At 34.9% G+C, this 12117-nt stretch carries 11 protein-coding genes; 2 read left to right on the top strand and 9 right to left on the bottom strand.

The window, feature by feature from the left end; genetic code table 11:
- Positions 1–22: 22 nt before the first annotated feature.
- The 9 genes from ACM55H_RS12005 to ACM55H_RS11965 form a co-directional block, all read right to left on the bottom strand.
- The gene (locus tag ACM55H_RS12005; protein WP_416836710.1) at positions 23–802 is read right to left on the bottom strand and encodes an SDR family NAD(P)-dependent oxidoreductase; all 780 of its coding nucleotides are present in this window, start codon (positions 800–802) and stop codon (positions 23–25) included.
- A 6-nt stretch (positions 803–808) separates the two neighbouring features.
- Positions 809–2017, bottom strand: a complete 1209-nt coding sequence (locus ACM55H_RS12000) for an MFS transporter (RefSeq protein WP_416836709.1) — start codon at positions 2015–2017, stop codon at positions 809–811.
- Positions 2018–2391: 374 nt separating this feature from the next.
- The gene (locus ACM55H_RS11995; protein ID WP_416836708.1) at positions 2392–5244 is read right to left on the bottom strand and encodes a TonB-dependent receptor domain-containing protein; all 2853 of its coding nucleotides are present in this window, start codon (positions 5242–5244) and stop codon (positions 2392–2394) included.
- Positions 5245–5376: 132 nt separating this feature from the next.
- A complete protein-coding gene (locus ACM55H_RS11990; RefSeq protein ID WP_416836707.1) occupies positions 5377–6285 on the bottom strand; it encodes a helix-turn-helix domain-containing protein in 909 nt (302 codons plus the stop codon).
- Positions 6286–6327: 42 nt separating this feature from the next.
- Complete coding sequence (locus tag ACM55H_RS11985) at positions 6328–7083, bottom strand: cyclase family protein (RefSeq protein WP_416836706.1); 756 nt, start codon at positions 7081–7083, stop codon at positions 6328–6330.
- A 48-nt stretch (positions 7084–7131) separates the two neighbouring features.
- On the bottom strand, positions 7132–7872 hold the full coding sequence (locus ACM55H_RS11980) for an SDR family NAD(P)-dependent oxidoreductase (RefSeq protein ID WP_416836705.1): 741 nt from the start codon (positions 7870–7872) through the stop codon (positions 7132–7134).
- Positions 7873–7965: 93 nt separating this feature from the next.
- The gene (hisD, locus tag ACM55H_RS11975) at positions 7966–9261 is read right to left on the bottom strand and encodes a histidinol dehydrogenase (RefSeq protein ID WP_416836704.1); all 1296 of its coding nucleotides are present in this window, start codon (positions 9259–9261) and stop codon (positions 7966–7968) included.
- A 7-nt stretch (positions 9262–9268) separates the two neighbouring features.
- Positions 9269–9565, bottom strand: a complete 297-nt coding sequence (locus tag ACM55H_RS11970) for an antibiotic biosynthesis monooxygenase family protein (protein WP_416836703.1) — start codon at positions 9563–9565, stop codon at positions 9269–9271.
- 225 nt (positions 9566–9790) lie between these two features.
- A complete protein-coding gene (locus ACM55H_RS11965; protein ID WP_416836702.1) occupies positions 9791–10684 on the bottom strand; it encodes a helix-turn-helix domain-containing protein in 894 nt (297 codons plus the stop codon).
- 153 nt (positions 10685–10837) lie between these two features.
- Between ACM55H_RS11965 and pcaH the strand changes: the two genes are divergently transcribed.
- Together pcaH and pcaG are read left to right on the top strand one after the other, a co-directional pair.
- Positions 10838–11545 (top strand): protocatechuate 3,4-dioxygenase subunit beta, encoded by a 708-nt coding sequence (gene pcaH, locus ACM55H_RS11960; protein ID WP_416836701.1) that lies wholly within the window; start codon positions 10838–10840, stop codon positions 11543–11545.
- 17 nt (positions 11546–11562) lie between these two features.
- Complete coding sequence (gene pcaG / locus ACM55H_RS11955) at positions 11563–12099, top strand: protocatechuate 3,4-dioxygenase subunit alpha (protein ID WP_416836700.1); 537 nt, start codon at positions 11563–11565, stop codon at positions 12097–12099.
- Positions 12100–12117 lie beyond the last annotated feature (18 nt).

Genomic DNA, 12117 nt, shown 5'->3' with positions numbered 1-12117 from the left:
TAATTTTTTTAATAATGCTATTTTACCATTTGGATGCGCCACCATCAATAGGAAAATCGGCAGCTGTAACCCAACTGGATTCATCAGATGCTAAATACAAAGCGGCGTAGGCAATGTCATCAGGAGAGCCAATTCTACCAATCATGTGCTTATCGTTTAGGAAAGGTCTAATCTCTGGATCGTTGACCAAATGGGAAGTAGCTTCCGTGTGAACCAGTCCGGGAGAAATGGTATTTACCCGAATCTTGTGCGGTCCACCTTCCATTGCCATTTGTATCGACATGGAATAAACGGCACCTTTTGTAGCGCAATGTACTAATGCCGGAGAACCTTTTAACGCTTGTCTGGCATTTGCGGAAGCAAAATTGATAATAGAACCTCCATTTATTTTTAAATATTTCCAAGCTTTTTGGCAGCTTAAAAACACGATATCTAATTCTCCTGCAATACTTCTTTTCCAAGTAGTTTCATAATCTAAATCTTCAATCCACTCAAAAGCACAAAAAGCAGCAGCATTTACAACAATATCAATGCCTCCAAAAGCTTCGACAGCTTTTTCCATTAATAGGGCTACGTCTTTCTCTTTGGTAAGGTCTGAAGGATGAAAACTTTGCATAGACAAACCTTCATTACGGGCTATTTCAAGAGTAGCTTCGGCAGCAGTGGCATTAATATCACACCCAAATACATTGGCTCCTTCTCTGGCAAACAGGAGTGCGCAGCCTTTTCCAATACCAGCTCCGATGCCAGTTACTATTGCGGTTTTACCCAAAAGTCTTTGATTGTATGTTTTTGGTGTCATTGTATATTAGTTTGTAATTGTTGTTGTTTTTACTTTTGTTTCAATCATCATAAAAGAGGCAATTCCTGCTACTAAAGCGGCTAAACCAGCTATATAAAATGGAATAGAAATACCATATTTATCGGCTAATATTCCTGCAACCAATGGAGCAATCATACCACCAACAATTTCTCCTGCACCACCTAACATTCCTATGGCTTTACCAGTGGAATGCATCGGAATTATTTCGGAAGGGATAGCTGATAAAACAATTGGAAAAGTACCAAAGAAGAAATAAGCAATGAACATACTTGGAATTTGGAGACCAGAATTTTGCATAAAAAGGATTGCCATTGGATAAAAAACACCAACAAAAGCAAAAATCATTACAAAGGGTTTACGACCATATTTATCAGATAACGTTGGAACAACAATTCCAGAGATAAGCGAAGACAATCCCATGAGTCCCATAATAGCTCCAATTTGCCCTTCGGTAAGGTGTTGGATTTCAGTAAAAAATTTTGGTAAAAAGGCAATACTGCAATTAAGCCAAGTCATCATACAACAGCTTATTAGGACACCTACTCGAATGTTTTTATAGCCCCATAATTCTTTAAAGCTTAAACTTTTATCTTCTAATTTTTGTTCGTTTTCAACGGTATTTTTTCGTAAAAATTTCCAATTGACAAAAGCGATAATCAAACCCGGAATACCTGCAATTAAAAAAGTAGAACGCCAGCCGAATTTTTCGGCTAAAAGTACCAATACGACAGGGGCAATCATGAAACCAAATAGCGTAGAACCAAAACTTTGCAAAAATCCCATATTAAATCCAATACGATTTTTTGAAGATTCTTTGGCTATAAAAGACTGGATTAAAGGCAAAGTTGGTCCTTCAGAAAGTCCCATAAGCAAACGAGTCACTAATAATACCGTAAAAGTTGTTGCCAGCGCAGAGCTGATGGAAGAAAGCGAAAATAAAACAATAGCGCCAACAAACACCGCTTTTTTCTTGTTGTGTTTTTCAGCCCATGAAGTTGATAAATACCCAGAAATTGCCCAAGTAAAGGATAATCCAGAAACCAACATTCCGAGTTGGGCATTGTTTAATCCCAAGTCTTTTATTAGAAATGGAGAAAGATAGGTCAATGCCATTCTATCAACAAACACCAATCCAAAGGTGATGCTCATTAATACTAAAAGTTTATTTTCGTAGGTAAAAAGTTTGTTTTTCATAAGTCTGAATGAGTCTTCAACAAGAAACAAGGGTTAGTTAATTATATTTTTAGTTTAAATATTCATTTTTTGATGGAGAGTAATTTTAAAGTTCATTTTTTTAATACATATTTGTATTTGCTGAAATTATGAACTACCTATTATATTTGTATTTTTTTTACAGGATGTTCTTTTTTATTTTCAATAAAATAAATATAATATAAATTCTAAAGTACAAATATGACAATGAATTAAGCTTATTTGTGAATCAAAAAACAACTACTGCTATTCAAAATCAATACTTTTTGAAGGATTTAATGAAATTCCCTGATGCATTTTTAAATAAAAAAAGCCTTCCATTAAGGAAGACTTTTAATAACTAAAACAAAATACAATTAAAATTTATAGGCAAGAGTCAAGAAGTAAGCTCTTGCCGGAATTGCAATTGCTTGATGAAATGCAGTAGGATTAGCAGCTACATCTTGTTTTGTAATTCCTTCTAAATTTAAGTTGAAAGGAAATGAACCAGGACCTACCCAGCCCATAACGCCATAAGAATTTAATACATTATTTACATTGGCACTCACTCTTAATTTAGAGCTAATATCATAACCCATTGCTAGATTAAATTGACTAAAGGCCGGTAATTCAAAAGCATTGGCAAAATTAGCTTGTCTGGCTCCCATGTAAGACCAAGTTACATTAGCATAAAAACTATTATAAGTATATTCAGGAGTGATATTTACCATCAAATTAGGTACGTTTGCCGCCTTGTTTCCAGAATTATCAATCATTACATCCGTTCCAGCTGTAGTGTGTGTGTTGTCTGTTTGGTGAATCCAAGCATTGTATTTTGTTGCTTTTGCATCTTGTGCTGTAATAACTCCTCTAATATTAAAATTATTTGACAGCTTAACAGAACTCTCTAATTCGATACCAAAGGTTCTGATGTTATTATATAATGCTGGTGGATTGTATAATAAGCCTGTTGCATCATTTGTAAAAGTTACGCTATTAGGAATATCAGATAACAAACTATAAAATGGAGTGATGGTAAAAGTAGCATTCTCTATTTTTGATTTATAACCCACTTCATATTGCTGAATTGTTTGTACTTGAGGGTCTAAACTACTTGCTCCAAATGCAGTACTAACATCATTGTAAATATTATATCCAGGTGCTTTTTTACCATTGGAATAACGAAAATATAAGGCCGTTTGATCTGAAACTTTATAATTTAAAGCCCCTGAATACGAAAGATAACTTAAGGTTTTATCATAGGAAAAAGGACTTCCCAATACAGATGAAGAATTATCATATAGTGTTAACGGATTTCCATCTAAACCACCAGTGGTAGAAGTGACCAATGCCGGAGCATTGTTGGTTCCGTGAATTCGAACATTTTCGTAACGAGCTCCCCAATCAAATGTTAGTTTGTCATTGATTTCCCAAGTATGGGCAAAATAGACTGCTTTTTGACTTTGTTTTGAGTTGATAATCGTATACCCTTGATCTGCGCCAACGTTTACAATTCCGTTTGGATTGGTTACCTGATACGTTACATTTCCTGGATCAGTTACTGATATACCAACAGTTTGAGGGTGGTTTTGAATTGTATTTAAGGAAACTCCCATTGATCCAGAAACTCTGTATAATGATGAATTATCAAAGAAACCACCAATATTGAAGGTATGTTTCCCTATTTTTTTATTAAAATTAAATTGATCTCTAAATTCATTTACTTTACTGTAGTTGTAAATTAAAGGAGTGAAGAACAATGAATTTGGCGAAAGTGCACTTCCAGGAGCCGTGTTACTGGTAACATGATAATCAAATCCACTAAATGATTGAACAGTCATAATAGGTTGACCTCCTTGTGAAACAGTATAAGTACCCGGTATGATTTGTGTTGGTGGCTTTAATGCACCTAGAATGAAATAGGTAACAATATTGTCCATTGCAATAGGAGAAACGGTACTCAAAGGGGTAAATGCTTCTTCTGATAAAGAAGAAAAACGAGCGTTGTTTGTTAATTTCCAGCCATTTCCTAATTTTTGTTCCCAGTTCAAACCAACTGAATTGTCTTTAGAATGCCATAAATCAGATGATTTATAAGTAACATCACCTCTAGTAGGGACATAAGTAGTTAACGAAATTGCTGGGGGTAATACTGAAGATGTATTAGAAAATCCTACCGATGGTTTCATGTCGGTGTAGCTATTTGTAGGGATTCCTTCGGCTGTTAAATTGTGATCATTCAAACTTTTTACTAACAACTTCAATGAACCAGTTTCGTATTTATACATTAAATTTCCTTTTAATTGTCCGCCAAAGTTAGAAGCGTAACCAGGATATTGAGACCCATCTGATTTTCTATAAAAACCGCCAATATTATACGTTAAGTTTTTGGCAAGTGGTCCTCCAAGATTAAAATCTGCTCTGTAATATGGGTTTTTTCCATTTCCTTCGAGGCCTAATCTTGTTCTAATTTCTCCTCCAAAAGTTTTACCGCCAGTTTTCGAAATATAGTTAAAAACACCTCCAGGAGCATTTGCACCAGTAATAGAAGCTGTTCCACCACGTACGGCTTCTAATTTATCAAGAGTAGCGTCAGCTCTTAAAAACATATCCGGACCAAAATTTGCAAACATAGCATTGGTCACCGGAAGTCCATCTTCCTGCATAGAAACATAATCATATCCCCATCTTCCGTCATTATTCCCAGTTGTAACTCCGCGGGAATAAACGGTATTTCTAATTTCACCTAGAGAATTGTTTACAAAAATACCAGGAACATTTTTCAATAATTCTGCAGCACTTGATGGTGCCATCTTTTGAATTTGAACGGCATTAACCGTAGAAATAGCAATAGAGGAATTAAGTGCTGAACGCTTATCAAAAACACCCGTTACTACCACTTCGTCTAAAGCGGCTTGATCATCTTGTAATACAATATTCAATTTGCTTGTTTGAGGAACTTTTACAGTTACTTTTCTGGTTGTAAAACCAACATATGAAACAACAATTTGATAGCTTCCGTCTGCAACATTATTTATAGTAAAATCCCCATTCGCATCTGTGCTGTTGCTTTTGTTATTTTCCACTATAACGATTGAGGAACCTGCTAAACCTAAACCTTTAGAATCGGTCACTTTTCCCTGAATTTTCCCTTCCTGAGCTAACGAAGTAGCAGAGAAACTAAATCCGACAACAAGGATTAAAATCCTAATAAATTGCGTTGTTTTCATAATTTTGGTCTTTTTTAAATTAGATTGATTTTTTTTAGTTTGATAAAATGAATATTTGACAATATTTATTTTACAAATTTGGGGTTCAAAAATCAAGTATGTGAATCAAAAAAAGGCTACTACTATTCTAAATCAACACATTTGTAGGTATTCCATGGGAGTCGTTCCGGTTTGTTTCTTAAAAAACCGAGCAAAGTTACTCGGATTCTGATCGCAGAGTTTTATAGCGATTTCAGAGATGTGTAAATCGGAATATTTAAGGAGTGTTTTCGCTTCTAAGATCAGCATTTCTTTTAGCAAATCTTGGGCAGTTTTATCGGTACAGGTTTTTACGCATTTATTCAGATAATTAGGTGTAATGTTCAGTATTTTAGCGTAATCTGAAATGTTTTGGTATTTATAAATATGTTGCCCTAAAGCATGTTTGTATCGTTCGGTAATTTCAAAAAAAGAGTTTTTTGTTTTCTTAGTTTGAAAAGGAATTTCCTTTTTTATCTCTTCAAAAATTACTAATAAATTATAGGCAATTAGGTTTTTATTCGCCTTATTTTCTCCTTTATATAATTCTAGCAACCTATTCAAAATACATTCTATGTTGTTTAAGGTACTTTCGGACATTTGAATCACAGGATTGGATTGAAATTGAAAGAACGTAAATTGTTCACTAAGGTAATTTTTAGGCAGGAATTCGAATATTTTTTCATCAAAATGAAAATAAAAACCTTCGGCATCAGAGCTCATCATCTCATGTTGGGTAATTTGATAGGCTGGTAAAAAAAACATAGAAGAAGGACCAAACTCATATTTGCTTAGCCCTTTACTTCTTTTAGAAACTCCTTTTTTTAGAAATATAAAATCATGAACCGTTTTTCGGTGGGGGAGTACTTGAAAACTGGATTTATTCGAGATTTCTTCTAATCTATTGATATGGTATTCCTGATGACTAGGGTTGGAAATAACAGGTGTCCAACTGGTAGTATGGGAATGAAACCCATGTATTTCGGATGGAACCAGTGTTGGAATATATTCTTTATTAGACATCTTGATTTGTTTGTTATGTTTTTATAAAGTTACAAAAAAATATTATTCAATTATCGCTACTGCTCTTGTCCAACCTGCACTGGCTCCTTTTATTTTTGCAGGAAAGCAAGCTACTTTAAAACCAAATGGCGGTAAAGCTTCTAAATTTGCCAATTTTTCTATTTGGCAATATTCTTTTTCAATTCCAACATAATGGGCTTGCCAGATAATTCCCGGACGTGGATTGTTTCTAAAATCTTCTGCCTGAATGTGCAATGGAATATCCCAACCCCAACCGTCAGTTCCCATTACTTTAATTCCTTGGTCAATCAACCAGTGCGTCGCTTTTGCGGAAGCGCCCACATGAATGCGTACAAAATCAGCATCATGAATGCGTTTGTCAGCATCACAACGAATTAATACAATATCAAAAGGTTTCAACGTATAGTTTATAGCGGCTAATTTTTCGATTAAATCTTCTGGCTCGAACATGTAGCCGTCTGGTTTATCGGTAAAATCAAGAACAACTCCGTCATGAAAAAACCAATCTAATGGCATTTCATCAATAGTACGGGACGGTTTGCCTTCGCAAGTTGGATAATAATGATACGGAGCGTCAACGTGGGTTCCACAGTGGCTCGTCACCGTTAGGAGTTCTCCCGCAGGACCGTTTCCTTCGATGAACACATCTGTTAATCCATGGAATAGTTTTCCACCCATTTTTTGAGCTCCTTCTTTGTGGTCTTCATAAACGATTGTAGTTGGTAACGGTTCTTTTATTTCTTCAGAAATCGTAACGGAAAGATCTATTATTTTCATGTTATTTTTTTTTATTTATTTAAAATTTAAAACCATCTTAATTATTTTTTATTTCAAAAGCCTTCCGCCGTCTACGGTTATTATATTTCCGGTAGAAAACGTCAATTGGGTAGCCACCGAAAAAACGGCATTAGCCACATCTTCTCCCAAAGCAAATCTTCCCAGAGGCGTATGGTCTTTTTGAGTTTTCAAAAAATCGGGATTCATTGTAGCGGTATATTCTCCTTCGACAAATCCAGGGGATACAGAAACTACCCTTATTTTTGGAGCCAAAGCCCTTGCTAAAGAACGCGTCATTGAATCCAAAGCAGCTTTTGAGGCACAATAAGCGACATTGCTTCCTGTGCCAAAAATCCCTGCAATAGAGGAAATATTTACGATTAGTCCAGTAGCTTCTGTTGATTTTTGCAATAAATTTTTAAACGCTCTTGCCATTGCAAATGAACCTCTAAAATTAGTTTGCATGATTCTATCAATCCATTCGTCTGACAATCCGTCAAGATCATCGTGTGGAACTGGAATAGTAACACCTGCATTATTCACGAGAACATCCAGTTTACCGTATTTATCTTCAACAAACACTTCAAATGCTTTTACTTTTTCCGAATCTGTTGTTGGAGCATGAAAAAAAGCGTGATTCCCTTTCGGTAAGCTTGTAATAAATGCTTCGGCTCTTTGCGAATTAGAGTTGTAACTAATAACAACATCATATCCATTTTCGGCAAATTTTCGGCAAATTGCCGAACCTATTTCACCAGAACCACCTGTAACCAGAACCGTTTTACGCATATTATTTTTTATTTAAAATAATTTGAAATTTATTTAGGATTTTATAAAATCTACAAGAATCTACCGAATCTGCGTGCCTTTTTTTTGCACAGTTTACTCTTGTGTAACTTCTTTAGCACTATATCTTCTCACTCGAATATCCGCTTGTTCTTTGTGTCCCCAGAAATTTTCTATGGCACACAAACGAGAACAATATTCTCCAATCATGGCACTGGCTTCTGGAGTTCTAATTTCTTGATAGGAACAAGTTTTCATGAATTTTCCAACCCATAATCCACCGGTGTATTTTGCCCCGTGTTTTGTTGGTAACGTATGATTGGTTCCAATTACTTTATCGCCGTAAGCGACATTCGTATATTTTCCTAAAAACAAAGCGCCAAAATTAGTCATGTGTTTCAAGAAGTATCTTGGATCTGCGGTCATTACCTGAACGTGTTCACTTGCAATTCTGTCCGCTTCAGCTACCATTTCATCAATAGTGTCAACCAAGATGATTTGCCCATAATCTCTCCAAGAAATGCTGGCTACATCTGCAGTCGGTAATGTTTTTAGTTGTCTTTCTACTTCTGCCAAAGTTTCATAGGCCAATTTCTCTGAATTCGTCAATAAAATGGATGGAGATGTTGGTCCATGTTCTGCCTGTCCCAATAAATCTACAGCACAAATTTCGGCATCGCTGGTTTCGTCTGCGATTACCAGAGTTTCCGTTGGACCAGCCAATAAATCGATTCCAATTTTTCCGAATAATTGTCTTTTGGCTTCGGCTACATAAGAGTTTCCGGGACCAACAATCATATCTACAGATTCGATTGTTTCGGTTCCAATTCCCATAGCGGCAATGGCTTGAATACCTCCCAATAAATAGATTTCATCGGCACCAGCCATATACATTGCGGCAACTGTTGCGGCAGGAATTTGTCCATTAATAGGTGGTGTGCAAGCAATAACTCGTTTTACTCCAGCTACTTTTGCAGTAAGCACACTCATGTGCGCCGAAGCTACCATGGGGTAACGACCACCGGGAATGTAACAACCTACGCTGTTTACTGGTACATTTCTATGTCCAAGAAAAACACCTGGAAGTGTTTCAACTTCAATATCATGCATGGAATTTTTTTGATGTTGCGCAAAATTTCGAACCTGTGTTTGTGCAAATCTGATATCTTCTAAAACTTGTTCCGGAACACCGCTGATAATTTCTTCGATTGTCTCTTTTGAAAGCAAAAAACTTGATGGAGACCATTTGTCAAATTTGTCAGATAAAGATCGAACAGCGGCGTCCCCACCATTTTTCACTTCTTCTAATACGTTTTCAACGATTTCTCTAACTTTTTTGTCATTAGATTCTGCTTCAAATAATGCGATTCCTTCTTTAATTATTCTTTTCATGGGTGAATTATATTTTATTGATGGTTTGAAAATGTTCTGCAACGGGTGGGTTTTGAAAATGTGGAGACAAAATAGCTCTCCATTGGGTAAATAAGGGAGATTCCCGGAAACCAATGGTGTGGTCTTCCAGTGTTTCCCATTGTATTAATACCACAAATTTGGTTGGGATTTCGATGCAATGTTGGAATTCCAATCCAAGGAAACCTTTGGATTTTGAGACCACTAATTTGGCTTCCTCAAATGCATTTATAAAAGCAGTTTGTGATTGCTTTTTTATGTCAAATGTTGCTATTTCTAAAATCATATCTGTACTATGGGAGTTAAAAAAAATGTATTAGTTGATTTAAATACTTGATTTTTTATACAATCAATAATTAATCAAAGTAATTTATACAAAATTCTTAAAAAATACTGTAGGAAGAGAATCATTTAAACGCTAGAAATAATCAAAATCAATCATTTTTATTGATTTAGTTTAATTTTAAAACGATAGAGTATTCAATTTTAACTAAAAGCAGTAAGAAATAGACTAATTACTATCTTTTTGGCTATTATTGCTTCTAAAAATATTAGGGGAAAGACCGGTTTGTTTTTTAAACAATCGGGAAAAATAGGCAGGATCTTTAAAATTCAGTAAATACGAGATTTCAGAGATGGAATAGGAGGAGTACAGCAAGTATTTTTTTGCTTCGGTAATGCAATATTCGTGCACGACCTGTAAAGCTGTTTTTTGTACCAAAGTCTGGCAAATGCGATTCAAATGAACAGGGGTAATTCGCAGTTCATTTGCATACTCTTTTATGAGTTTAGATTCGGGTAATGTTTTTTTAATCAGTTTTTGAAAAGCATGAAAATAACCTAATGTTCTATTATTGGATAGTTCTTTTTGGTCTTCAAATGTATTATTTAAATGATGCAGTCCTATGAAGAATAATTGAAATAGTGATTGAAGACTGATTTGTTTATAGGAACTGTTTTCAGAAATTGTTTTGGTTATCTTATTTTTAAGGTAAATAAAATCATTTAAATCTTGGTTATTCAAACTGAAACTGTACTGTTTTGCTTTGTTTAGTTCCAATAAAATAAGTGGTGTATTTTTAAAAATGGTTTCAATGAATTGTTCCGAAATGGTAAACACTTCTCCAATTACATCTGACTGAAATTCAAAGCCATGAAAAGTATTTGTCGGGATTAAAAGAATACATGGAGCCTTCAAATTTATTCTCTTGTTGTCTTGAATTAAGACACCTTCACCAGAAGAAATAATAAAAATTTGAAACAGATCTGTGTGTAAGTGAACGTTAATTTCCCAATTATACAATTTGCTTCTGGTTGCTAATAATTCATGGTGTACAAAATCACCAAAATCACGTTGATTATTGTCACCATAGAGCCCTTTGTAATTGAGAAGATTTTTTTTCATGGTCATTTTGAGATTACAATAGTATCAATTTTTTTTGAATTAAAAATACAAAATGTTTCTTTTGTGCAAGAATATATAGAGATAGTCCAAAATTGTAACCCTCACTTAGAATACATTTGTTTCATAGATTTTTATAACTAGTAATACTATTATATGAGTGATTTTATAGAAAGCTCTTTTGATATAGAAGTGCAGCCATCGTTTTTCTATCCAGAATATACATCCACAATTTTACGTGCGCCAAGTAAACCTTTGATTGTTTTGAAAAAATCGTTGGCAGAAAAAACAGGACCACTTTTTGAGGATTTTAATTTGGGAATTTTAGACCATGATTTGACTAAAAATTCGATCAAAAACGGTGCGCCAATAGGCGAACGTATTGTTGTTCATGGAAAAGTGATGAATGAAAAAGGACAACCAATACCTCATACGCTGATTGAAATTTGGCAAGCCAATGCTGCGGGTCGGTATGTGCATAAGGTAGACCAACATGATGCACCCCTAGATCCAAATTTCTTAGGAACTGGACGTTGTATGACGGACTCTGAAGGAAATTATAGATTTTATACCATAAAGCCTGGAGCATACCCGTGGGGAAATCATCCCAATGCATGGCGCCCCAACCACATTCATTTTTCGTTATTTGGGAATGAGATTTCCAGTCGACTAATCACACAAATGTATTTTCCGGGCGATCCATTGTTGCAATATGACCCTATTTATCAGGCTGTAAAAGCAAAAGGTCGTGAACTGTTGATTTCTAAATTTGATTTAGATATAACTGAACCCAACTTTGCGCTTGGGTATCGTTTTGATATCGTTTTAAGAGGAAATCAAGCAACGCCATTTGAAAATAGATAAGAAATTCCATAGAAATAATGAATAGTAAAATGTTACAAACACCTTCACAAACCGTTGGGCCTTATTTTGCTTATGGGCTTACTCCTAAGCAGTACTGCTATGATTTCAAAAACTTAGTGGGTAACCGTATAGTAAATTCAGATAAAACTTCAGACGTGATAATCCTAAAAGGGAAAATTTTCGATGGAGAAAATAATCCTGTTCCTGATGCGATGATAGAACTTTGGCAGAATGACGGAGTAAATCAATTTTTTGGTAGATTTGGTACAGGAACGGATGCTGAAAATCATTTTGTTTTTGAAACGATAAAACCAAAATCGGTTGATGGTCAAGCTCCTTACGTTACCCTTATTATATTTATGCGTGGGCAATTAATTCATTCGTATACAAGAGTTTACTTTTCTGATGAAGAAGTGTTAAATGAACAGGATTTTGTTTTAAATGCGATTGATTTAGAAAGAAGAAATACCATTATTGCCCAGAAAAAAGAAGGATTTTACGAGTTAGATATTCATATGCAAGGGGAAAAGGAGACCGTTTTCTTTGCTATTTAGCAATTTTAAAAATAGTAT

Origin of the sequence: Flavobacterium cryoconiti, from assembly GCF_048158645.1 — a bacterium.
GTDB lineage: Bacteria > Bacteroidota > Bacteroidia > Flavobacteriales > Flavobacteriaceae > Flavobacterium > Flavobacterium cryoconiti.
The sequence above is the reverse complement of the archived record's forward strand: the minus strand, read 5'-3'. Positions and strand labels throughout refer to the sequence as shown.

Excerpts from the sequence above, each read along its gene's own strand:
- ACM55H_RS11995 (WP_416836708.1), bottom strand. The coding sequence starts at position 5,244 with ATGAAAACAACGCAATTTATTAGGATTTTAATCCTTGTTGTCGGATTT.
- ACM55H_RS11985 (WP_416836706.1), bottom strand. The coding sequence starts at position 7,083 with ATGAAAATAATAGATCTTTCCGTTACGATTTCTGAAGAAATAAAAGAA.
- pcaG (WP_416836700.1), top strand. The coding sequence starts at position 11,563 with ATGAATAGTAAAATGTTACAAACACCTTCACAAACCGTTGGGCCTTAT.
- ACM55H_RS11990 (WP_416836707.1), bottom strand. The coding sequence starts at position 6,285 with ATGTCTAATAAAGAATATATTCCAACACTGGTTCCATCCGAAATACAT.
- ACM55H_RS12000 (WP_416836709.1), bottom strand. The coding sequence starts at position 2,017 with ATGAAAAACAAACTTTTTACCTACGAAAATAAACTTTTAGTATTAATG.
- pcaH (WP_416836701.1), top strand. The coding sequence starts at position 10,838 with ATGAGTGATTTTATAGAAAGCTCTTTTGATATAGAAGTGCAGCCATCG.
- ACM55H_RS11980 (WP_416836705.1), bottom strand. The coding sequence starts at position 7,872 with ATGCGTAAAACGGTTCTGGTTACAGGTGGTTCTGGTGAAATAGGTTCG.
- ACM55H_RS12005 (WP_416836710.1), bottom strand. The coding sequence starts at position 802 with ATGACACCAAAAACATACAATCAAAGACTTTTGGGTAAAACCGCAATA.
- hisD (WP_416836704.1), bottom strand. The coding sequence starts at position 9,261 with ATGAAAAGAATAATTAAAGAAGGAATCGCATTATTTGAAGCAGAATCT.
- ACM55H_RS11965 (WP_416836702.1), bottom strand. The coding sequence starts at position 10,684 with ATGAAAAAAAATCTTCTCAATTACAAAGGGCTCTATGGTGACAATAAT.
- ACM55H_RS11970 (WP_416836703.1), bottom strand. The coding sequence starts at position 9,565 with ATGATTTTAGAAATAGCAACATTTGACATAAAAAAGCAATCACAAACT.